This is a genomic window from Novilysobacter longmucuonensis (assembly GCF_046600735.1).
GTDB lineage: Bacteria > Pseudomonadota > Gammaproteobacteria > Xanthomonadales > Xanthomonadaceae > Novilysobacter_A > Novilysobacter_A longmucuonensis.
In genome coordinates this window covers 1-22509 of sequence record NZ_JBJMAW010000010.1, presented here as the reverse complement: position 1 = coordinate 22509, position 22509 = coordinate 1, and the positions used below count along the sequence as shown (strand labels likewise).

15 protein-coding genes are annotated in these 22509 nt (G+C 66.1%); 10 read left to right on the top strand and 5 right to left on the bottom strand.

Features of this window, described 5'->3' with window-relative positions; translation table 11 throughout:
• Nucleotides 1–208 precede the first annotated feature (208 nt).
• The gene (locus tag ACJQWM_RS10425; RefSeq protein ID WP_411306810.1) at nucleotides 209–5518 is read right to left on the bottom strand and encodes a putative Ig domain-containing protein; all 5310 of its coding nucleotides are present in this window, start codon (nucleotides 5516–5518) and stop codon (nucleotides 209–211) included.
• 265 nt (nucleotides 5519–5783) lie between these two features.
• Between ACJQWM_RS10425 and ACJQWM_RS10420 the strand changes: the two genes are divergently transcribed.
• From ACJQWM_RS10420 to ACJQWM_RS10390, 7 genes are all read left to right on the top strand, one after another.
• Nucleotides 5784–6314, top strand: coding sequence for a phage tail protein (locus ACJQWM_RS10420; protein WP_332702769.1), 531 nt, complete (start codon nucleotides 5784–5786; stop codon nucleotides 6312–6314).
• Nucleotides 6315–6362: 48 nt separating this feature from the next.
• Nucleotides 6363–6893, top strand: coding sequence for a phage tail protein (locus ACJQWM_RS10415; RefSeq protein ID WP_332702766.1), 531 nt, complete (start codon nucleotides 6363–6365; stop codon nucleotides 6891–6893).
• 64 nt (nucleotides 6894–6957) lie between these two features.
• On the top strand, nucleotides 6958–7488 hold the full coding sequence (locus ACJQWM_RS10410) for a phage tail protein (protein WP_332702763.1): 531 nt from the start codon (nucleotides 6958–6960) through the stop codon (nucleotides 7486–7488).
• Nucleotides 7489–7498: 10 nt separating this feature from the next.
• Complete coding sequence (locus ACJQWM_RS10405) at nucleotides 7499–8077, top strand: GNAT family N-acetyltransferase (protein ID WP_332702760.1); 579 nt, start codon at nucleotides 7499–7501, stop codon at nucleotides 8075–8077.
• A 723-nt stretch (nucleotides 8078–8800) separates the two neighbouring features.
• Nucleotides 8801–9211: an antitoxin Xre/MbcA/ParS toxin-binding domain-containing protein gene (locus ACJQWM_RS10400; RefSeq protein ID WP_332702758.1), complete on the top strand. Its 411-nt coding sequence runs from the start codon at nucleotides 8801–8803 to the stop codon at nucleotides 9209–9211.
• The gene (locus ACJQWM_RS10395) at nucleotides 9212–9910 is read left to right on the top strand and encodes an RES family NAD+ phosphorylase (protein ID WP_332702755.1); all 699 of its coding nucleotides are present in this window, start codon (nucleotides 9212–9214) and stop codon (nucleotides 9908–9910) included. It begins immediately after the preceding gene.
• A 366-nt stretch (nucleotides 9911–10276) separates the two neighbouring features.
• Nucleotides 10277–11779 (top strand): catalase, encoded by a 1503-nt coding sequence (locus ACJQWM_RS10390; protein WP_332702752.1) that lies wholly within the window; start codon nucleotides 10277–10279, stop codon nucleotides 11777–11779.
• 169 nt (nucleotides 11780–11948) lie between these two features.
• On the opposite strand, the gene ACJQWM_RS10385 is transcribed toward ACJQWM_RS10390, so the two are convergent.
• From ACJQWM_RS10385 to ACJQWM_RS10370, 4 genes are all read right to left on the bottom strand, one after another.
• Entirely contained in the window at nucleotides 11949–15236 is a 3288-nt protein-coding gene (locus tag ACJQWM_RS10385) for an ATP-binding protein (RefSeq protein WP_332702749.1), read from the bottom strand.
• Between the two features lie 535 nt (nucleotides 15237–15771).
• Nucleotides 15772–16029 (bottom strand): hypothetical protein, encoded by a 258-nt coding sequence (locus tag ACJQWM_RS10380; protein ID WP_332702746.1) that lies wholly within the window; start codon nucleotides 16027–16029, stop codon nucleotides 15772–15774.
• Between the two features lie 19 nt (nucleotides 16030–16048).
• The gene (locus ACJQWM_RS10375) at nucleotides 16049–16201 is read right to left on the bottom strand and encodes a hypothetical protein (protein WP_332702743.1); all 153 of its coding nucleotides are present in this window, start codon (nucleotides 16199–16201) and stop codon (nucleotides 16049–16051) included.
• Nucleotides 16202–16340: 139 nt separating this feature from the next.
• Nucleotides 16341–17603, bottom strand: coding sequence for a DUF418 domain-containing protein (locus tag ACJQWM_RS10370; protein WP_332702740.1), 1263 nt, complete (start codon nucleotides 17601–17603; stop codon nucleotides 16341–16343).
• A 786-nt stretch (nucleotides 17604–18389) separates the two neighbouring features.
• On the opposite strand from ACJQWM_RS10370, the gene ACJQWM_RS10365 reads away from it, so the two are divergent.
• The 3 genes from ACJQWM_RS10365 (at nucleotide 18390) to ACJQWM_RS10355 (ending at nucleotide 22073) form a co-directional block, all read left to right on the top strand.
• Nucleotides 18390–19604: a cation:proton antiporter gene (locus ACJQWM_RS10365; protein WP_332702737.1), complete on the top strand. Its 1215-nt coding sequence runs from the start codon at nucleotides 18390–18392 to the stop codon at nucleotides 19602–19604.
• A 503-nt stretch (nucleotides 19605–20107) separates the two neighbouring features.
• The gene (locus ACJQWM_RS10360; RefSeq protein ID WP_332702734.1) at nucleotides 20108–20992 is read left to right on the top strand and encodes a helix-turn-helix transcriptional regulator; all 885 of its coding nucleotides are present in this window, start codon (nucleotides 20108–20110) and stop codon (nucleotides 20990–20992) included.
• A gap of 25 nt (nucleotides 20993–21017) precedes the next feature.
• Complete coding sequence (locus ACJQWM_RS10355; RefSeq protein WP_332702731.1) at nucleotides 21018–22073, top strand: serine hydrolase domain-containing protein; 1056 nt, start codon at nucleotides 21018–21020, stop codon at nucleotides 22071–22073.
• Nucleotides 22074–22509 lie beyond the last annotated feature (436 nt).

Genomic DNA, 22509 nt, shown 5'->3' with positions numbered 1-22509 from the left:
CTCAATTCCGAACCAGCTCAATTCACTTCAGCCTTCCGAGCGGCACCCCGGAGGGCGAGCACCAGGTGCGTGTGTCGCCTTGGCAGGGGCAGCGATCTGGATCTCCGCACCTGGGCGTCGCGCGGTGTCGGCCGAACCTGATGACTGGCTGGTGAGCGGGGTCGACATCGAGGTCGCCCGGCGCTGAACGCCGGACGACCCCGCCGACTCAGTACTTCTTTTCCAGGTTGAACAGCAGCGATTGCTCGTCGTCGCTACCGAACAGGCTGCGGTATTCCAGTCGCAGGGTCAGGTCGCGTTGCAAGTAGAACGCAGCGCCAAAGCCCATCATGAAGCGGTTGCGATCAAAGCCGTTGAGATCGGCGCGGAACACCGGGCCGGCCAGCAGGTCGGCATAGCGAAGTGTTGCCGTGCCATCGCCCTGGAAGTCGTGCTGGTATTCCAGCCGCAACTGCGGCGCGAACGTGCCCCAGCTCATTGGCTTCCGGTAGTCGAGGTCCAGACCGAGATTGCCGGTCGTGGCATCGACGTCCTGCCATTCGTAGCGGAGGGCGTACAACGGGTCGCCAAGCTCGGTGTAACCGTCCAGTCGGGCGCGGGAGAGATCCAGGCGCGCGTATGGCGAGACGCTCAGGTGCCCGCGATGGTGGTCGAGCCCAGCAGAGATGGACGCGAACCATTGGGTGCCGTCGCGCTCGCCCTGCACCACGGCGTCGTTGGCCGCGACGTGGCGGTGGATGTCGAACGACATCCACTGATAGCCGACCAATCCGTCGAGGAACAACGCATCGCCCGGGTGCCAGCTTGCGTATAGCGCAACGGCGCGGCTGTCGCCATCGCTGCGGCTGCCATTCTCGCCCACGTCGGTGCGGTCGCGGCCGTAGCCGATCCCGGCGCCGAACGCGAAGGCTTGGGTCGCCCGGTAATCCGCGCCCGCACTCACTCCGCTGGTCTCGAACGACAGCGCACTGCTGCCGTTGCGGCGATCACGGTCGCCACTGCCAAGCGCACCGCCGGTCCAGGTCGCAAAGGCCGTGGCTTCTGTCGTCTCCGCCGCCGATTCGCTCACCGTCGCCTGTTCGTCCGCGGGCCGCGCGTTGGCACAGCTGCGCCCGCTGCCGGGGTACACCGCATCATTGCAACTGCGGTCGACGACGAACGTCAGCTGGTTACTGAAGCGGGCCCCATTGGCGCCGCCGTCGTGCATGGCGCGGAGTCGCTGCTGGAAGTTACCGATCTGAGCCGTGGCGAAACGTCGCGTGGTATCCGCCTGCGCATTGAGCACACCGAGCACCTCCGCGTCGGCCGCTGGATCCGGTCGCGCCGCGACATTTATTGTCACCGTCGCGGCTTGGGAGGTCGCGAATTCGTTGCTCAGGTTGAAGGAGACCGTGGCCGTGCCGGTGAAATCCGGCGCGGGGGCGAAGGTCATGCGGAACATCGCGCTGGCGCCGCTGCCGCTTGCTGCGATGGTCGCAGTGCCCGAGGACGCGGGCGAAAGCGACACCACCTCGGCGCCGGTGAACGGACCGCCGGTCGCGCCCGTGGTCAGCTCGATCTGCACCGGCACGCCAGCCACCGTCTCGACCTCCGAGGAGGCCGGCACGGGCAACGGGTTGACGGTGATGGTCGACGTGATCAGTGCCGAGGAGCCAAAGGCGTTCTCCAGCGTGTAGCCCACCGAGACAGGACCAGATGCATCCGCCGGCGGTGTGTAATGAAGCTCGGTGCCTGCGATGGTGAGGGTGCCGATGGCAGGCGCGCTCACCACCGTGACGCCCGTGAAGGGACCGCCGCCGGCGCCGTCAGCCGCGTGCAGCGTCACTGCCTGCCCGGCCAGCGTGGTCAGCGCCTGTGCTATGCCCTGCGGGACCGCGCCAGCATCGATCGTGATCGTTACCGTGGCATCTCCCGACGTGCCTCCCGGCCCGGTGGCGCGGTATTTGAAGCTGTCGCTGCCGACATGGCCTGCTGCGGGCGTGTAAATGATCGCCAGTCCGGACACCACGGCGGTGCCGTGACTCGACTCCATCGCCATGGCGATGGAGTCGATGTCGCCTTCGTCGTTGGCGGTGACTGCAACGGTGACAGCCTCCCCCGCGCCGGTTTCGGCGCTGTCATCCGCCGCCACCGGCGCTGCCTGGGTCACGCGCAGCGTGTAGGTCGCGCTACCGCCAAACCCGAGACTGTCGATCGCGGTGACATTGAACCCAAAGTCGCCGGGCGCCGTGGGCGTGCCGGTCAATTCGCCAGCAGTCGACAGCACCAATCCCGCAGGCAGCGCTCCGGCGCTGACGGCGAAGGTGTAGGCACCTGTGCCCCCGCTGGCGGTGAAGGTCTGGCTGTACGCGGCACCGGCGGTCGCGTCGGCAAGCGCCGATGGCGCGACGGTGATCAGCGGTGCGCCGATCACAAGCGCGTAGCCACGCGTCGTCGTCGATGGTGTAGCGGCGCTGTCGCTGACCGTGACGTCGAGGTTGAACGTGCCCGCCGCGGTCGGTGTACCCGCCAGATCACCATCTGCCGCCAGCGTCAGCCCGGCCGGCAACGTACCCGCGGAAAGACTGAAGGTGTATGGCGCGACGCCGCCGCTGGCGGCGATGGTCTGGCTGTAGGCCGCACCAGTCGTGCCTTCCGGCAAGGTGGCCGGAGTGACGAGCAAGGTGGGCGCGGCAATCTCGAGCGTGTACGCGTTGGAAGTCGAGAACGGCGCACCCGCACCGGTGGAACTGTCGGTGACCGCAACGGAGATCGGGAAGCTGCCGGACTGCGTCGGCGTGCCCGAAAGCGTGCCGCTGCCGGTGTCGAACACGAGTCCCGCAGGCAAGGCTCCGCTCATGCTGAAGGTGTACGGCGCAACGCCGCCGCTTGCGGAAAAGATCTGGCTGTACGCGGTGGCATAGCCGGCGGTCAGGACGCCCGCAGCGGGAGAGAGGACCGGTGTCGCCGCGGTGACCTGCAGCGAGAAGTCCCCGGAGTGGGCGAAGGGTCCGCTGCCGGTGCTGCTGTCGGTTGCGGTGGCCGCCAGCACGAACGTGCCGGCCTCCGTTGGCGTGCCGGACACAGTCACGCTGGTGGTGGTTGATGCGCTGATCACCAAGCCGGCCGGGAGCCCAGTGACCGTGTAGCCGCTATAGGGCGCGGCGCCACCGGACCAGGTGAAGGTCTGGGTGTACGCCGTGCCGACCGGAGTGGACAGCGGATCGTTCGCACTGACGGTGATCGTCGGCGCGGACACGGTAATCGACACGGCCGCCGCAGCCGAGGTGCCTGCGGAGTTGGTTGCGGTGTAGGTGAAGCTGTCGGTTCCGGAAAACCCGGCGTCGGGCTGGTAGCTGATGGTCGTGCCGGAGGCGACGGCCGTGCCATTTGTCGCTGCGCTGGCCACGGCGACCGAGCTCGGGGCGCCGCCGCCGATGTCGAGGGCGATCACGTTGGCGCCGCTGCCGTAGGCCACTGTCGCCGAAACCGGATTGGCGACCGGTGCGAGTTCGGTGACCGCCACGGAATAGGCTTGGCTGCCGGCGAATGGCCCGGTACCGCCACTGCTGTCGGTGGCGGTGACGGTGAAGCTGGAGGAGCCCGGTGCCGTGGGCGTACCGGACAAGGTGCCGTTCGACGCCAGGTTCAGGCCGGCAGGCAATGCGCCCGCGGTGACGGTGAACACGTACGGAGCGGTTCCCCCGCTTGCCGTCACGGTTTCGTTGTAGGCATCGCCCACCATGGCATCAGGCAATGTCGTCGGCGCCACCGTCACAGTGGGCGCGGTCACAGTGAACGAATAGGCCCGGCTGCCGTTGAAGGGACCGGTGCCGGTGCTGCTGTCGGTGGCAGTCACCGTGAAGCTGAAGGCGCCCGACTCGGTCGCTGTGCCGCTGAGGAGGCCGCCGCTTCCCAGCGTCAAGCCCGCGGGCAACATACCCGTGGTAACGGCATACGTGTACGGCGCGGTGCCGCCGCTGGCGGTGATCGATTCGCTGTAGGCGGCGCCGACTGTAGCCGAGGGAAGCGTCGTAGGCGCGATCGTCACCGTCGGTGCGGACACGGTAAACGCGTAGGCTTGGCCACCTGTAAACGGACCGGTGCCAGTGCTGCTGTCGGTTGCGGTCACGGTGAAGTTGAAGCTGCCTCCGGCAGATGCGGTTCCCGTGAGCGAGCCGTCGCTGGCGAGTGTCAGCCCTGCAGGCAATGCGCCCGCGCTCACGGCGTACGTGTATGGCGCGGTGCCACCGCTGGCGTTAACCCCTTGGCTGTAGCTGGCGCCTACGGTGGCCGCAGGAAGCGTCGCCGGCGCCAGCGCGACAGTGGCCGCGGCCACGGTGAATGCGTAGGAGCGCGAGCCGCTGAATGCATCGGCGTCGGTGGCGGTTATCGTGAAGTTGAAGCTGCCTCCCGCCGTGGGAGTTCCGCTTATCACGCCCGTGGTGGACGCAAGCACGAGTCCCGCCGGCAAGGCGCCTGCCGTCACCGCGAAGGTATAAGGCGCGGTGCCGCCTCCGCCGGTCACGGTCTGGCTGTAGGCAGCACCAACCGTGGCGCCCGGCAGCGTGGCCGGGTCGACGGTGATCGTCGGTGGCGCGCTCACCGTCATCGATACGTCGACGACCTGGAACCAAGTCCCCGTACCGGTGCTCGAATCGGTGACCCGGATGCCAAACGTGTAGTTGCCGACTGTGGTCGGCGTCCCGCTCAGTGTCGTGCCGCTGAAGCTAAGCCCAGGCGGCAACGGCTTGCCCGGATCGGCTTCCCATTCGAGGGTGTAGGGCGCAACGCCGCCGGATGCGGTGAACGATTGCGAGTAGGCCCGACCAGTGAATCCGCTCGGCGGCGGGTTGGGCGACACCGAAAGCGTGCCCCCCGCGACGCTTACGGTGTAGCCGCGGCTGCCCGTATCACTCACGGCATCGACCACGCCGACGGTGAAGCTCGCGTCGCCGCGCTGGGTGGGGGTGCCGGAAATGAGGCCTGCCGACGTCATCGTCAGTCCGGGCGGGAGCGCGCCACCGGTGATGGAGTACGTGTATGGCGCCGTGCCGCCTGTGGCGCTGAGCTGCTGGCTGAAAGCGGTGCCTGCGAACATCTCGGGCAAAGTTGACGGTTCGATGGAAATGGCCGAGGTCGGTGCCGCGATGGTCACCGATACCGACATCCAGTTTCCGTCCTCATCGCGGACGCTGAAGAAATCGCTGGTGGCGACGTTCGAGCCGCCCACGTGGGTGTAGGTGATGCTGCTGGGAAAGTTGGCGATCGAAACCGAGCCGTGCGCGGGCGCGGTGCCGACGGTGCCTATGCCGAACCCGGTATGGCAGTGATCGACATTGAGCGTTTGCGAGGCCCCGTGGGCGACCGACATGCTCAGGGTCGGGCAAAGCGTGGACGGCGGGCTGGTCTGGGCCACTGCCAGCGACGGCAGCAGCAGTGCCAGCAGAACCAGCATCCCCAGCACGCGAAATCCGCGCCCCAAGGCGCCGCAGAGGTACGAACCGCTCACGGCTTGCGCCGCCCGATGCTGAAACATGATGTGTCCCCGGAAGTCGTGCGCCGACGGCGCCGGCGCTCTCGCCGCCGGCACGCCAGTGGTATCAGTTCGGAATCATCAGCCGGTGTTCAGCCGCCCCTTGTTCAGCATTAAAACACCAAAACGTGTGATCGGTGTCACACACCCGCTCGCCGGGAGCCTGCTTCTGCCTGCTGTCCGCAGAGCCCCCGCCGGTTGCTATTTATATACCTGAAGAGGAGAGTTGCGCTGCGGGCGAACCCGGCCGCGCCAAAAAGGGGTGGAGATGAGCGAGGTCTTTATCGGGCAGATCATGCCTACGGCATTCAACTTTGCGCCGCGCGACTTTGCGCTGTGCGACGGTCAGTTGCTGTCGATCAGCCAGCACCAGGCGTTGTATTCGCTACTGGGAACCCAGTACGGGGGCGATGGAAAGACCACCTTTGCACTTCCTGATCTGCGCGGCCGCACGCCCTTGGGCGCCGGCGTATCCGCCGACCCGGCGTGGAATCCCCCGCCGACGCAGATGGGGCAATCCGCAGGCGCGGAGTCCGTGGTGCTGGGAGCATCCAACCTGCCGCCGCACACACATGTGCTGCAGGCCGTGACCGCACAGGGCACCGCACGCAAGCCCGCAGGCAACCTGTACGGCACGAATTCCACTGCCCTCTACGCGGCAGCCAGCGGACCGCAGGTATCACTCGAGCCAAGCACGGTTGAGCCGGTGGGCGGAAACGGGGCGCACGAGAACATGCAGCCATTCCAGGTGACCAGCTACTGCATCGCGCTGGTCGGGATTTTCCCGTCGCGAAACTGAGCCACCGCCGGCCACCCGCGGCCACGATCGAGCATAGGAGCCCCAGTCATGAGCGAACCCTTCATCGGAGAGATCCGTCTACTCGGTTTTTCGCGCGTTCCCAGGGGGTGGCTGCCCTGCGACGGCGGCCTCCTGCCCATTGCGAGCTTTGAAGCCCTGTTCGCGCTGATCGGCACGGCCTACGGCGGCGACGGTGCCAGCACCTTTGCCGTGCCAGACCTGCGCGGCCGCCTGCCGCTGCACGCTGGAACGGGCCCCGGCCTGTCGCCGAGGACGATAGGCCAACTCGGTGGAAGCGAAGCGGTCACGCTCAACGCCACTCAAATACCTGCTCACTCCCACTCCATCACCGCGACGACCTTGGCCGCCAGCGCCGTCACGCCGGGTTCGACGCTGGGTCTGGGCGCACTGGCCGGCGACACGATGTACGTCTCCGACCTCACCGGCACCACGGCGGCGGCGATGTCTCCGCAGTCGACCACCGCCGAGGGCGGGAGCCAAGCTCACAACAACGTGATGCCGACGCTGGCGGTGCAGTACTGCATCGCTGCGGAGGGCATCTTCCCGACGCGGCCGTGAGCCGTTTGCGGCCTTCGTACAGTCAGCCGCGGCAACGCGCGGCCAACCGATCAGGAGACAAGTAATGACTGAACCATTCGTTGGTGAGATCCAGGCTGTCGGCTTCAACTTCGCACCCAAGGGCTGGGCTCAATGCAATGGCGCGTTGCTGTCGATCTCGCAGAACACAGCACTGTTTTCCCTTCTCGGGACCACATACGGCGGCAACGGCACGACCACGTTCGGCCTTCCCAACCTCATGGGCCGCGCCGCCTGCAACCGCGGCCAAGGGCCCGGCCTTGCCCCACGACGGCAAGGTGAGGCGTTCGGAGAATCGGCCGTGACACTGACTTCGGCGCAGATGCCCGCGCATCAGCACGGGCTGACGCTCTACGCCCAGCCCGACCCGAGCCGCCGGAGCGGCGCACCTGCGGCAGGCAGCGCGGTATCCAATCCGGGTAACGGCGCGCCATTCGTGGCATCCAGTCCGACGACGACGTTTGCGCCAAGCCTGATCGGCCCCGCCGGCGGTGGCCAGGCGCATCCGAACGAACAGCCCTACCTCGGCGTCAACTTCTGCATCGCCTTGCAGGGCATCTATCCGTCGTTCGACTGAGAACCGCGGCTTGACCGCAACGCGGCCCCCGGGCTTCCCGGAGCTCCGCGAGGGAGACGGCGACGCCGCAGCCCTCGCGCACGGGATCCCCGGCGGGATTTTGCTACGTGCCGCCATCGCTTCCGACCTGCCCTACCTTCGCCAGCTCTATGCCGACATGCGCGAGGCGGAGATGGCGCAGGTGCCTTGGCCGCCCGCTGCGAAGCGCGCTTTCCTGGACCAGCAGTTCGCGCTGCAGCACGCACACTATGTCCGGCATTTCCCGGGCGCGAGCTTCATGGTGCTGCAGTGCAGGGCTGCCCAGGTCGGGCGTTATTATCTCTTGCGGGATTCCGATTTTTTGATCATCGACATCAGCTTGGATCCCCAGATTCAGGGCCAAGGCGTCGGGCGAGCACTGATCAAGCGCACCCAGGCGCTGGCGGCCTCGCTCGGCCGCGGGGTGCGCTTGAGTGTCCGCTTGGACAACGTCGAGGCACGGCGACTCTACGAGCGGCTCGGCTTCCGTCGCGGCGCGGTCGACGAGCACGCCACGCACCTGTCAATGAGATGGGAACCTCTGGCTGGAACAGCGCCTGATGGGTTATGACTTCGCCCTCGCGCGCGACCGGCACCAGTAGAGCAGCAATTTCGCCCAGCGTTGGATGCACGAGCGGCCCGATAAGCTGCGCAGGGCAGCGGTGTTGCGGAATAGCAGCGAGAACGGCTCACGGCCGCGGGATGCCCCGGCTTGCGTGCGAGGCAAGGAAGTTGCGTTGCAGTTGATGGACTCGAAACGCGTCGGCCGCGAACGCGCTGGTCCCGAGCATTCCAAGCGCAGCGCCTACTCGATGGCCGTGCCAGGCAATGAAAGACTTCTGGGGTCCGAGACTTTTTGCCCAGTCGAGGTTCGCTTCCGGCCAAAAGCAGCCATTCGCTGTTGACCGATGATCATGCCGTGCCGTCACCACGCGTGGGTCTAGGACTGCTGTCAAATCTAGGAGAAGCGACGACTTGCCAATGATGCGTCGCGTGCCGGATATCGTTCCGCATGTCGCTTTTCCTGCTGCTCACAATGGCCAAATCGCGGATCAATACGGGGGTCACATCCTGGGCAGATCAATCGACCACAACCACAGGTTTGGTGCCTGCCGTAGACCAGGGGGCTGAAGCAACTCTCGCGGAGAGCTTGTCTTCTTCCATCGCAATGGGCCGGGAGCGTCTTGCGCCTGCCGCCGGGAAGCTGCGCGCGCATCCAGTCGCCCGAGCTCAGTCTGCTTGATTTGCGGGATGTATCCCGTATTATTAGGGACAGGTAAACGAGGAAAGGGCCATGAACGCTGTCGCCCCCCCTGTCTCCGTGCCTTCGCTGGCCGAGGAAGGCACCCGCCGGGATCTGGCCCGAGTAGTGTCCGCTCTGTTCGACAAGTGGGATCTGCCGGGTGAGGTTCAACTTAGCCTGCTGGGCATGAGCCCGGAGAGCCGCAAGCTCCTTCCGCTGTACCGCCGCGGTGAGCGGGCGTTGCCCAACAGCCGCGACACCCTCGATCGCGCCGGCTACCTGCTGGGGATCCACAAGGGTCTGCGGCTGCTGTTCCCCGAGAACGAGGCGCTTCGGTACCGCTGGGTCCAGGTGGGCAACCGGATGCTCGATGGGCGTACACCACTGCAGGTCATGGTCGAAGACGGACTGGTGGGCGTGGCCCGCATTTCCCGGTTCGTCGACTTCCAGCGGGGCCAATAGGTGGCACTGTTCGACACGCTCATCGACCTGGATGCGCGTGTCACCCGAAATATCGTGTCGCTGCGCGTATCCCGGGACCTCTTCGACGATCTGGTGGACGACGCGGCCGCCCGGGCGGCCGCTATCGCGGCTGACATGCGTGTTCGCCATGCGCCACCCGGGATCATCGAGCGTGGCCTGCTCTACAGCGAGGCGATCGGGTACCCGTTCACCAGCGATGTGACGGTAAACAGCCGCTTTGGCGACGGCACGGTGCGAGTCTGGTATGGCGCGATGGACGAGCCGACGGCGCGTGCAGAGACCTGCTGGCATGCACTGCAGCAGGTCCTCGCTCTGGAGGGCGAGACCGACGTGGTCGTCCGGTACCGCGCGGTGTACCAGGTCAGGGCCCAGGGATTGTTCCTGGAGCTGCGCGACAAGCATGTGGATCACCCGGAGATCCTGTCCAACGATTACGCGGCGACCCAGGCGATCGGGAAGCGCGCTGCCAGTCAGGGGCTGCCGGGCCTGCTGTACGCGTCGGCGCGCTGCCGCAACGGTAGCTGCCTCGCCGCTTTCAGGCCCGACCCGCTGTCGGAGGCGACCCTGTCGCATTACCTCACGTATCGGATCGATCCCGTCCAGCAGACCGTTGGGATCGAGCGGACTCCTGGTGTGTTGGACGAGATCGTCCACGCCGGAGATCTGAAGCGCAACTGATTTGCCAGAGTGGGAGCATCCTCCCTCGGGCTGGTGGCCGCGGCTTCCTCCCGCGAGCTTGGTGTGCGCCGCGCGCGGAGGCGGGCGACCGCACCGAGTTCGCCTCTTCTCCAGCGGAGGATGCTTTAGATCGGTCAAGCCGGGTCACATCTGCCTGCGCCATGATCGACTTCATCGTTGCCGCGGCCACGCGGCCTGTTGCCGTCAGACGACGGCCCCGGCCGCGACCATATAAGTGTCACCTACATGCTGGCGGCGGCGTGATGATCGCGCGCGCCGCCTATCGCTGCGATCAGAACGTTCGATTTGCGACCCGTCATGCCGCGGAGGACACTTGAACGACCCACCGAACGGAGCAAGTAGCCCATGAGCACCCCCGCAGACAAGCAGCCGGCGGCTGGCTCCACCACCGGCAGCGGCGCCCCCGCCTCCAGCGACCGCAACTCGCTGACCATCGGTGCGGACGGCCCGATCCTGCTGCACGACGTGCACTTCCTCGAGCAGATGGCGCACTTCAACCGCGAGAAGGTGCCCGAGCGCCAGCCGCACGCAAAGGGCGCCGGCGCGTTCGGCGTGTTCGAGACCACCGGGGACGTGTCGAGGTACACCCGCGCCGCAATGTTCCAGCCGGGCGCAAGCACCGAGATGCTGGCGCGCTTCTCCACCGTCGCCGGCGAGCAGGGCAGCCCCGACACCTGGCGCGACGTGCGTGGCTTCTCGCTGAAGTTCTACACCGACGAGGGCAATTACGACCTGGTCGGCAACAACACCCCGATCTTCTTCGTGCGCGACCCGATGAAGTTCCCGCACTTCATCCGCAGCCAGAAGCGCCTGCCCGACTCGGGCCTGCGCGACAACCACATGCAGTGGGACTTCTGGACCAGCAACCCGGAGTCGGCGCACCAGGTCACCTACCTCATGGGCGTGCGCGGGTTGCCGCGCACCTGGCGCCACATGAACGGCTACGGCTCGCACACCTACATGTGGATCAATGCCGATGGTGAGAAGTTCTGGGTCAAGTACCACTTCCACACCGAGCAGGGCATGCAGTTCTTCAGCAATGCCGAGGCCTCGGAGATGGCGGGCCACGATGCGGACTTCCACCGCCGCGACCTTTTCAACGCGATCGAGCGCGGCGAGCACCCGAGCTGGATCCTGTCGGTGCAGGTGATGCCGTACGCCGACGCGAAGGACTATCGCTTCAACCCCTTCGACCTGACCAAGGTCTGGCCGCACGCTGACTACCCGCTGATCCGGGTCGGCCGGATGACGCTCAACCGCAACCCGGAGAACTTCTTCGCCCAGATCGAGCAGGCGGCGTTCTCGCCGGGCAACACGGTGCCGGGCATCGGGCTGTCGCCTGACAAGATGCTGCTCGGCCGTGCATTCGCCTACGCCGACGCGCAGCGCAACCGGATCGGCACCAACTTCCACCAGTTGCCGGTCAACCAGCCCAAGGTGCCGGTCAATACCTATCTGTTCGACGGCCAGATGACCTACCACCACAGCGGCAATGCGCCGGTGCACGCACCCAACAGCGGCGGCCGCCCGTGGGCCGACCAGAGCGGACCGGTGGCAGATGGCTGGGAAGCCGATGGCGAGATGGTGCGCAGCGCCTACACCCTGCATGCCCAGGACGACGACTTCGGCCAGCCCGGCACGATGGTGCGCGAGGTGTTCGACGACGCCCAGCGCCAGGCGCTGGTCGACCAGGTCGCCGGCAGCCTGCTCGGCGGCGTCCGCAGCCCGGTGCTGGAACGCGCGTTCGAGTACTGGAAGAACATCGACCTCGATGTCGGCCAGCGGATCGAGAACGAGGTCCGCGCCGGCAGCGCGCCGGAGCCGGCCGAGGGCATGGGCGAGGGTTGAGCGTCGCCGGCGCGTCGGCCAGCCCAACGGCTCCGCAACGCGTCCCGTGGGGGCCCTTGGCGACAAAGCGCCAACTTTCGGAGATCAGCGAGTTCACCGCGGAGCTTCGGGGCTCAGGTGCCTCGCATCAACAGGGGCCGCTTCGCGCCCGGGTGGACATTGCGCCTGCTCAACGCTCGCGATGTTCAAGAATGGACATCGGCTTGGCGACGTTCGGCGGCTTGACCATGTGATGGTCGAATCCTGCGGCCTTCGACATCACCTGGTCGTGTGCTTGCCCGTAGCCGGTAAGTGCGATGAACATCGCATCCGGAGCCGCAGGTCCGCCTTTCAGGCGCTGGGCCAATGCGAAGCCCGTCATGTCCGGCAGGCCAATGTCCAGGACGTAGGTATCCCAATGGCCCGCCGCCGCAGCCTCGAGCGCGGACGCACCATCCGGAGCGGTCGCGACCTCATGTCCGAGCAGGCGGAGGAGTCCGGCCAGCGTATCGGCGGCGTCGGCGTTGTCGTCCACCACCAGCACACGGTGCAGCTGCGTAGCGCTGTCCTCCACTGGGCTCGTCGGCCGCACTCGGGCGGGCGATGACACCAGCGGTAGCCGGACCGTGAAGGTGCTGCCGCGATTGGCGCCCTCGCTGTGGGCGTCGACGGTACCGCCGTGCAGACCCACGAGGCTGCGCACGAGGGCCAGCCCGATGCCAAGGCCCCCCTGAGTGCGGTCTAGAGTGCGCTCTGCCTGGGTAAAGAGCTCGAACACGCCGGGCAGCATGTCCGGACTGATCCCAACGCCGTTGTCGGACACGCCGATGATCGCTTGGTTGCCTTCGGAGCTGATCTGCAGCGCGATGCTGCCGTTCTGGGGCGTGTACTTCGCCGCGTTGGTCAGAAGGTTGGTCACGACCTGGACCAGACGGTTGAAGTCACCCTCCACGAAGAACTCGCCTGCGGCGACCGCGGTGCGCAGCTCGTGGCGCCGTCCATGCAGCAACGGCTGAACCTGCTCCTCCGCCGCCGCCGCCACGCGTCGAAGATCGACTGGTGCACGCTCGATGGCGACCAGGCCGCGGGTAACACGCGACACGTCGAGAAGATCGTCAACCAAGCTCGTCAGGTGGCCAACCTGCCGCTCAATGACCTCGGCCGACTGGCCGATCCTGGCGGCATCGTTTTGAGATCGTTTCAGGATCTGGGCCGCGGTGCCGATCGGGGCCAGCGGGTTGCGCAGTTCGTGAGCCAGCATGGCCAGGAACTCGTCCTTGCGCCGGTCAGCCTCCTCCAATCGCTTCTGCGCAACGCGAAGCTCCGAAATGTCCATGTTCGCGGCGACCGCTCCGATCACGCGCCCGGTGTCGTCGCGGAGCGGGGAGCTGGATACCACGATCGTCCCGCGCGTCCCGTTGAACCGCTCGATATCGAGGACCACGTCCCGGGTCTCGATGCCCTGTTTGAGGGAAATCGCGTACGGCCACTCTTCCGCCGATATCCGCTCGCCCGTGTCCGGGCGGAAGCCCTTGTAGCGATCGTAGTCGACGACGGAATTCACATCAGCGTTGCCCGCCCAGATCCGCTTCCACTCATCGTTTTCCAGCGTGACTGCGCCGTCTTCATCCAGCATCATCAGGCCGGTCGGGATCGTGTCGATGATGGTTTGGAGGCGGGCCGCAAGGGCCTTGACCGAATGCTCGACGTTTTTCTGCGCAGTGATATCGACTGTCACCCCATCGAACCGCGTGGGCACTCCATCAGGATCGTAGGCGGTACCGCCGAGTGCGCGGATCCACTTGACCGCTCCGGTCTCGGGGTCGAGCGTCCGGTACTGCACGTCGTAGGGCGTGCGGTTTGCAATCGAGGATTCAATCGCTTCTTGAGCGCGGCCACGGTCCTGTGACTGGATGCGTTCGTAGAAGGCCCCGATCGTCACCCGGGCATCGGGTTCGAACCAGAAGTGTTGCTTGACGCGAGTGTCCCAACTGAGCTCATCGAAGGGGAGGTCGCAATACCAGAAGCCAATGCCCGACAGGCGTACCGCATAGTCCAGCCGCGCACGACTGTCGGCCAGGGCGCGGTCGGACGCATGGCGCTCAGTGACATCCCGCGTAACGGCCAGGTGCGCGTGACCTCCGGTCGGCAGCGCAAGCGGAACGGCCGTGGTCTCCATGGTCCGGCGCGTGCCCTGGAGTCCGATGATCCCGTAGGCCAGGTGCCCAGGCTCGCCGGCGCATACCCGCTGATTGAGCGCGTGGAACGCCTCCCGGTGTTCGGGCGCGATGACGTCATATACGCAGGTGCCGACCGCGGCCTCTGGACCTGCATACTCGATCATGCGCAAGCCCGCTGCGTTGATCTGCAGCAACGTCCCGTCTTGGGAGACAAGCATCACGCACTCGGGGTTGGCCTCGACCATGGCACGGTATCGCGCCTCGCTGTCCTGCAGCTCGCGGGCTATCCGGGCGCGTTCGAGCGACTCCCAGCAACGCGACACGACCTGCTCGACGAGGTCGATCTCGTTGGGCGTCCAGTGCCGTGGAGACGCCTGATGGACGGCCATCGCCGCGGTGAACACGCCGTTCTTGAGAAGGGGCACGCAGACCACGGCCACTATCCGCGTGGCTCCGTAGGCGGTGCGATCGGCCGGCTCGAGCCGGCCATCCTTGTTGCTGTCCGTCACGACATGAGTCGACCCGGCGCGCATGGCGGCATCGCACACGCTGCCGAACGCGGCCACGGGCCAGCGCCCGACGATGCTGTCCAGGCCGTTTCGGCTGTAATCGCCGGTAATGACGAATACGGATTCGTCGTCCACGTTGGCATAGGCACAACGGTCGGCGCCAAGGAATTCCGCGAGCAGGCGGGCCGAAACCCGCATGATCTCAGCCGGCTCGACCAATGGCTGCGTTGCCTCCCCCAGATCGGCGAGGAACTGTGTGCGCCGAGCCCTTGCGACGCGGTGTGCCTCGTCACAGCTTCGCTCAATGGCAATCGCCGCCGTTCTGGCACACGTCTCCACAAGCGTGCGCTCGACAGCGCTCGGCTCGCTCGGCTCGGTGAAGTACGTGCCGAAGGTTCCCAGAACCCGGCCATGGGTGTCTCGGATCGGCATCGACCAGGCGCCCGCCAGCCCGATCTGCTGCGGCAGGTGAGCAATTCCTTCCCATCCGGGGCAGGCCGCGAAGTCGGGGGTCACCACCACGTCGTTGCAGGCTGCCGCCGCCAGGCAGGTGCCTCGATCGTTTTCGATCAGCAGCCCGTCGATCGCACGGTTGTATTCATCTGGAAGACTGGGTGCTGCGCCGTGCACGAGCCGGGATCCGGACTCGTCGACCAGCAATATCGCCGCACGGACAAGCGAGTCAGCTTCCTGCTCAACAATCTGGCAAAGCTGCGCCAGAAGGTCGGGCAGCGGCTCGGCGCGCAGGATGCCCTCCATGACGAGAAGTTGCCGTTCGGGCAAAGACATGGCGCTCAAAGCGTCGGCCGACTCAGCACACACAGTTTGCATTGCTAGGCTCCCTCCGGCGCCCACCCGACTGGGGGCGAAGTCTACGTCTCGTAGCGTTAACTGTTTCATCACCCGGTCACCATAGTGCGCACCACCGGCCCAGGTAATTGAAGGCTTCAGTTGACCATTTCCGGAGGCATCACCTGCCAGGCCGCTCGTGAGCTGATGGCCGCTTGGACCGGGAGCGGACTTTCCGGTCCCGATGATCAGCTGCCTTCAGGGCCCGCCGACGCGGTCAACCCGGTTGCGGAGCCGTTTCGGCGCTGAACACGCATACAGCAGGTTCGAGCGTCTTCAGCTCTGCGGCGTGGCGCCTTGCAGGAGGAGGGGGGAAGACGCCATGACAGCTTGCGCCGGAAGATGGCGTCCAAGCTGCCGTGCGGTGTGCGTCGAGCTCGACGTAGTGTTCCTGCAGTGCCGGGGCGGCATTTTCACATCGAAGATCGTCGCCGCTCGACCCGCCATCGTTTGAGTCCGAACACGAGCAGCGTCATCAGCGCCACGATGGCGATCTCGACCACCAGACGCTGCCGGCCGCGGCGATCGTCCCGGCGATCGCCATGGTCGCCATCGAACTGGCGTCCATGGCGCTTTCCTTGTTGAGCACGCTCTCCAGCTCCTCCCAGCTGGCGTGACTATGGTCGTGCGCGATCGGGGCCCTGTCCGGGCGCGAAATAATGCTGTCGGGGCGGCTGGTGCTGATCGACGACGAGCTGCCGGAAGTCAGCTCGAGCTGGTCGAGCAGCTCCATCAGTGACGGCAGCCCACGGTCAGTGAGCGTGACGGCGACGAGATCGCCCGGGGGGCTTCAGCGAAATCCCTTTCTGCACGCGGATGGCGATCACCTCGTCGATCGCGCCGACCTGGTCCAGCAACTCGCCGCTGCGCTCTCCCGGCAGACTGATCTCGACGGTACGTGGCATGCGGCACCTCCTCCGGGCCTTGATTGGGCCTGCGCGTAGGTGAAGCTTCTGTGCTCCGGTAGCTGCGCCCGTTAGGTAAGAGCGGCGAGCAACGTGGCTCTCGTTTTGTTCCGGACCAGGTAGGGCGACTCCTTGCCGCTTAAGACGGGCATTTCTCTCCCTGGCGGCGTATCGCCGTTGAATACATCAGCCATCGCCACAGCGCTTCCATCGGCCCTTGGCGAAAGTAGTGCAGCCAGACAACGCTGAGCACCAGCTGCACCGTCCAGACAGCGAGGACGAGGGGCCAGAGTTCGGAGCGGCCTATGCTGCCGAACAGGCCAAACCCGTACCCATAGAAGATGAAGCCCGCCGCCACCGACTGGAACAGGTAATTGGTGAGCGCCATCCTGCCGACGCTGGCCAGGGGATTGAACGACAGCCGGTGAAGGTACTTCTGGTAGATGCCGTTGAGGACGAGCAAGTAGGCGATGCCGAGGATCTCCTTGGAGAAGTGGTGCCCGAGCGCAGGTATGTAGCTGGTGACCGGGCTGAAGTACTCGTAGGTCCAGGCCCAGTGCCGCGAGTAGTTTGCTGTCAGGCCCACCGCGAGCATGCCAGCGGTGATTGACCAATAGCCCTTCAGCTTGAGGACCTCGTGGAATATTCCGATCCGGTAAAGCAGGATGCCCGAGAGCATCAGCAACAACGTCCGGAACAGAATTCCGCGGTAATAAATCTGGCCTTTCCAGACATCCACTGATTCGAAATTCGCCGCAACGTTGCTCGCATAGCCGCCAAGCCTCGGGCCGCCCCCTGCTTCTGTCTCTGCTGCCCTGGGCGAGTGGCGCTCCTCCCAGCGCGCGACAACGTCCAGCTGCAACTTGTCCCGTTCGGCTGCCGGCGTGGCGACAGCGTGCTCGTACTCGGCCTGCTGATTCAGCAGTCGGTTTGTGGAGGCAACGCTCTGCCAGCCGAGCAGCACGACAAGCGCGACGACACAAGCGGCCAGTTGCGACACACGTAAGCTGCGTGCGGGAAGCAACAGCAACCCGCAGACTGCATAGTGATAAAGGATGTCACCGGGCCACAGCAGGTAGGCATGCAACACACCGAACACGAACAGCCAGAGCATGCGGTGCGCGTACAGGTCGACGCCCTGCCGCCCGTATTTGGCTGCCCCCTCGAGAAACAGGTAGAAGCCGACACCGAACAGCAACGCAAACAGGGCGAAGAATTTTCCCTGAAACAAGAAGTACGTCCAGAAGCGGAAGTCGCGGTCTAGATCGGTAGAGAAACCAAAACGGCTCGGGCTGAAGGCATCGGCAAAGGCAAAGCTCTCGATGTTGATGACAAAGATGCCCAATACGGCGATGCCACGAACGAAGTCGAGCACACCGAGACGCTCACCGCTGCTCGTCATGTGAGTTGCCTTATTCACAATTTTCCCCGTTTGCCGACGTGGCCCTGCACATCCTGCAGCAGTTTTTGGCGTCACATGCGCCCCGACGTGACCGATTTCTGCGCCCACAGGCATGACGTCGCCGGCTTTCAGCTGCGTGGACTGCAGGTGTGCATACGTGGTGCGGAAGCCACCGAGACGCCTGATCTTAGCGACAGTGCCGTACTTGTCGCTCTTCGCCGCCAGCGGGCGCGTGGATCGAGGCTCCGAGCGGCGCCTTGATGTCCACGCCACTGTGTTGTGCCGTCTTGCCAATGAACGCGTGGCGGCGAACAGACCGACGCTTGACTCCTGCAGGTCCGCTATCGGCCAGAAGCGGTCGTGGTCAGAACCAGCCGAACGATCAGGCCCGACCGATACTAGAGATCAACGCGTTTAGTACATGCAGCTCGCACGGTCGGTATGGACAGGGCGCTACCGTCTTGCCGGGTGCCGCTGTGCTCGCGCAGGCGACACCGGTGCCGACGCAGTTCAAAGGTTCGATGCGGCGTCCTGGAACGACGAGTGCATCGGCCCCGGCGCGTTGCTCGGCCAGCCAAGCGTGCGGACCGTGACACCCAGCAGCGACGACGCCGGGGCCATGCGTGCCTGGGCCGAGATGTGACACGGGTGCGTGCCGCAGGATCAGGGACGCGTGCACGATGCCATCCCAATCGGCCTGCTGTTATGGGGTGTCCCGGTACCGTGTGTTAGCGCGCGCGAAGATTCCGGAGCGCTACCAACACATGACCTGAGGAGCACAAACGGATGCAGCCGGACTTCCCGATCACCGATCTTCTGTTCCAGTTCACCCTGCTGATCGGCGCGGTGCTGTTCGTGCAAGTCGCTCTCGAACGGATCTTCATCCCGGGCCTGCTCGGCCTGCTGTTGCTCGGCATGTTGCTCGGCCCCGGGGGCGCCGGCGTGCTCGAACACGAACCGGTCGTCGACCTGTTCGGCACCGTCGGCCTGGTCTACATCATGTTCACGGCAGGCCTGGAGATCGACCTCGACATCGTGCGCGAACATCGCGCCGAAACCTTCGGTTTCGGCGCCGCGGCGTTCGGGTTCTCGTTGGCGCTCGGCACGGCCGCCGGCTTCGTGCTCGGTCTGGAGTGGACAGCGGCGCTGCTCGTCGGAACGCTGCTGTCGTCACACACCCTGGTCGCGTATCCGATGCTCAAGCGCTTCGGTCTACTGCAGAAGCACCCCGCGGTCGCCGCGGTCGGGGGGACAGTGCTGACCGACACGCTGGCGCTCGTGCTGTTGACCGTTCTGCTGCAGGCCTCGGGCGGCGACCATGGATCATTCGACCGCTGGTGGATCCCGTTTCTGCTGCTCGCTTTGCTGGCCGGCGCGTCGGCCATGCTGTTGCCGCGCCTGACCCGCGCGCTGTACGCCCGCGAGTGGATCACGCCCACCGAGCGCTCGCTGTTCGCGCTGTTCGTGCTCCTCGGCCTCGCTGCAGCCGCCGATCTGGCCGGTGGCGAAACGATACTTGGCGCGTTCATCGCCGGCCTGTGCCTCAACCGCGTGCTCGCGGCCCATGAGGACACACGGCGTCACGTCGAGTTCGTCGGCCGCATGCTGTTCGTGCCGTTCTTCTTTGTATCCACCGGCATGCAGCTCGAACTGCAGGTGCTGACCGGCGACCTGCGCGTATGGGGAATTGCAGGCCTGATGTGCCTGGCGGTCGTTCTCGGCAAGTCCGGGGCCGCATGGGCCATCGGCGCGCGCTACGACTACCGCCGCGGCGGACGGCTGCTGATGATCGGCCTGACGCTTCCACAGGCCGCAGCCACGCTTGCGATCAGCGTGGCCGGACAGGAGGCCGGGCTACTCGACGCCTCGATCGTCGATGCGGTGATCATCGTGATCCTGCTGACCTGCGCCGCCGGGCCTCTGCTCACGCTGTTCGCCGCACGCCGAATCGAAGAGCACCCCGAGGCCCGCAGCAGTGCGGTCAACGAGCCCCGGGTGTAGCGGGCACTGGCTTGTGAACCGTCGTCGCGTTGCAGCCGCATCCGCAACGTCGCGAAGTTGACGCGGGTGAGGCCTTCGAAACCCGGATTTCCAGGGACGCATCGATCCTGCGCGCGTCTGGCATGGCACGCGATGCGGATGAAGCGACCGTGCTGGTGCTCGGTCCACGCGGCGACCTGCGCGCCTGTGCCTCGGGTTCGCCCACCCCGGCGATTCGGACGACCGGTACGAGCGGCTCTTTGTCGCCTGCACGTCCACTATGGGTCGATAGCGGTCGCTCTACTCTCGCTGCTGCAGGTGAACCCCACATGGCGCCACCGCCGCCACTCTGGAACAACCGCCCGCTCCAGTCGCCGCCCTTGCGGTCGGCCTCAGACCTCCTCGACGCACGGAATGCGGCGGGGCGGCATCGATGGGCTCGCAGGTGCCCCGCCTTTTGGCCTTGGCGTCCACATCGGCTTCCCGCGTAGGCTTCGGGCTCACCCACAACGCCATCAGCCGCCATGCCGTCGACCATAGAGTCCACGCCGCGCGCCCTGCAGCGCACCGTTTCCCTTGGGGTGAAGGGCCTGGCGCTGAGCCACCAGGCCACCAGCGAGCTGGCCATCGCGCACCTGCGGCCCACAATCCCGGAGCACGGGATACACCGGCATCAGCACGACGACATGCACCTGGTGCTGGTGCTCGAAGGGGCCTATGTCAGTGATGCGACCGGCATGCCGGATGTGTGCGCGGAGCCTTCGCTCATCTTCAATCCGCCGGGGACCGAGCATCGGGACCGATTCCGTTCGCGCGACGGGCTGTTCCTGACGCTGACGATGCCCACGGAAGTGTTCCAACAGCGCTATGGCGATGTGCGGCTGGGCGACGGGCCGCGCCGGTTGCCGCGGCAGGCGCTGTCCTGCGCGATGCGACTGCTGCCGGAGGTCCGGCAGTGGGGCAGCGAGTCGCCGCTGGCCGTGGAGTCGGTTTTCAGCGAAGTGCTGGCCGACGCGCGGCCGCCGGGCGCCGATCGCAGCGGGCCCACTGATCGACTGCAGCGGGTGCTGGAGCGGCTGGAAGCGATCGGTTTGCCGCTGCCTTCGATCCAGGAACTGGCCGACCTGTCCGACTACCACCCGGTCTACCTCGCCCGGGCGTTCCGCAGGCACTACGGCATCGGCCCGGCCGATTACATCCGCAAGCGCCGCGTCCACCAGGCGGTGTCGCTGATCGCCCGCGGCCGCAGCCTAGCGCATGCGGCCGCGACGCTGGGTTTCGTGGACGAAAGCCACCTGCACCGCAGCTTCATCGCCGAGTACGCAATGACGCCCGGTGCGTTTCGCCGGCTGGCGCTCGGGCCGCGCGAGGTTGCGCGGATACAAGATGCGCGGCTCGCAAGCCGGTAGCCTTGGGCGGTCAAAGGAGAACCCGATGAAGCAAACCCTTTCCACCCTGTGCCTGTGCCTGGCGATATCCATTGGCCCGGCCGATGCGGCCGATGCCGCCGCGTTCGATCCGGCCCGCGAAGCGGTCGAGCAAGGCGAGTTCAAGGCCATCACCAGCATCCTGGTCGCCCAGGACGGCGAGGTGGTCTATGAGCACTACTTCGATAGCGACGGCTCGCAGGCGCGGCGCGATACGCGTTCGGCGACCAAGACGGTGGCCGGGATGCTGGCAGGAGCCGCGATGGCCGACGGCCATCTCCCCGGTGCGTCGGCGCGGATCTTCGAGCATCTCCCGCCAGTTCGACTGGAGCGGATGCAGAACCCCGATCCGCGCAAGCAGGCCATTGCGGTCGAGGACCTGTTGACGATGTCATCGCTGGTGGAATGCAACGACGAGAACGAGTACTCGCGTGGCAACGAGGAGCGCATGTACCTGATCGAGGACTGGGTGCAGTTCTACGCCGACCTGCCGGTGCAGGGATTCCCCAAGTGGATGCCCAAGCCGGCCGATTCGCCGCACGGGCGCAGCTTCCGCTACTGCACGGCCGGGGTGACGACGCTGGGCGAGGTCCTGCAAACCGCGGTGGGCGAGCCGCTGGAGCGCTACGCGCAGCGGCGCCTGTTCGATCCGCTGGGGATCGAGGCGCCGAAGTGGCAGTTCTCGCCGCTCGGGCTGGCGCAGGCGGGCGGCGGACTGGGACTGCGCACGCGCGACCTGTGGAAGCTGGGCCAGTTGTACCTGGACGGCGGCCGCGCCGACGGCAGGCAGCTGATCCCCGCGGACTGGGTGCGCCAGTCGCTGTCGCCAAAGGCTACGCCCGGCGAAGAGGCGGACTACGGCTACCTGTGGTGGCTGATGCATATCCCCGTCGGCGACACGGTGGTCACCGCGCCGACGATGGCCGGCAATGGCGGCAACGCGGTGTTCCTGTTCCCGGAGAAGCAAGCGGTGGTGGTGATCACGACGACCAACTACCAGGAGCGCCAGCCGCACCTGTTGACGTTCAAGCTGCTGACGGAGCATCTGCTTCCGCAGCTCTGAGGCGATTGGCCGCGCCGCTGGGATGGTGCCGCCGTAGGCGGACGGGTGCCTGAGGCGGTGCGTGCCCGATCGATTGGTGGGCGCGGCTTGGTGCCGATACTTGCGCCGGCTCGCTACTGTCGCGCGCCCTCACCCCTGCCCCTCTCCCGGTGGCGGGAGAGGGGGCAGCTGGGAATTGAAGTGAATCGGGGCCGCAGCGATGCGGCTTTCGCGGGGTGCTAGGGATTCCAGCCAAGCGAACTAATAGCGGCACCGGCTAGGGGCTGTACTGTGCTGCCCCAATAGGGACCTGCAAAGTAAAGGGTTGCCCACCGAACGCATGAGTGTCTGCTTCCGGGGGCGGTTTCATACGATCGATGCAACACATGGCTAGCTGCCAGGGCAGCAGGAGTGTTGCGTATGAAGCGAAGGACGCGGATTCGGTACACGGACAGCC

Bases quoted from the DNA above. Each gene is read 5' to 3' on its own strand.
- ACJQWM_RS10425 (WP_411306810.1), bottom strand. From the start codon at position 5,518: ATGTTTCAGCATCGGGCGGCGCAAGCCGTGAGCGGTTCGTACCTCTGC.
- ACJQWM_RS10420 (WP_332702769.1), top strand. From the start codon at position 5,784: ATGAGCGAGGTCTTTATCGGGCAGATCATGCCTACGGCATTCAACTTT.
- ACJQWM_RS10415 (WP_332702766.1), top strand. From the start codon at position 6,363: ATGAGCGAACCCTTCATCGGAGAGATCCGTCTACTCGGTTTTTCGCGC.
- ACJQWM_RS10410 (WP_332702763.1), top strand. From the start codon at position 6,958: ATGACTGAACCATTCGTTGGTGAGATCCAGGCTGTCGGCTTCAACTTC.
- ACJQWM_RS10400 (WP_332702758.1), top strand. From the start codon at position 8,801: ATGAACGCTGTCGCCCCCCCTGTCTCCGTGCCTTCGCTGGCCGAGGAA.
- ACJQWM_RS10390 (WP_332702752.1), top strand. From the start codon at position 10,277: ATGAGCACCCCCGCAGACAAGCAGCCGGCGGCTGGCTCCACCACCGGC.
- ACJQWM_RS10385 (WP_332702749.1), bottom strand. From the start codon at position 15,236: ATGTCTTTGCCCGAACGGCAACTTCTCGTCATGGAGGGCATCCTGCGC.
- ACJQWM_RS10380 (WP_332702746.1), bottom strand. From the start codon at position 16,029: ATGGAGCTGCTCGACCAGCTCGAGCTGACTTCCGGCAGCTCGTCGTCG.
- ACJQWM_RS10375 (WP_332702743.1), bottom strand. From the start codon at position 16,201: ATGCCACGTACCGTCGAGATCAGTCTGCCGGGAGAGCGCAGCGGCGAG.
- ACJQWM_RS10370 (WP_332702740.1), bottom strand. From the start codon at position 17,603: ATGACGAGCAGCGGTGAGCGTCTCGGTGTGCTCGACTTCGTTCGTGGC.
- ACJQWM_RS10365 (WP_332702737.1), top strand. From the start codon at position 18,390: ATGCAGCCGGACTTCCCGATCACCGATCTTCTGTTCCAGTTCACCCTG.
- ACJQWM_RS10360 (WP_332702734.1), top strand. From the start codon at position 20,108: ATGCCGTCGACCATAGAGTCCACGCCGCGCGCCCTGCAGCGCACCGTT.
- ACJQWM_RS10355 (WP_332702731.1), top strand. From the start codon at position 21,018: ATGAAGCAAACCCTTTCCACCCTGTGCCTGTGCCTGGCGATATCCATT.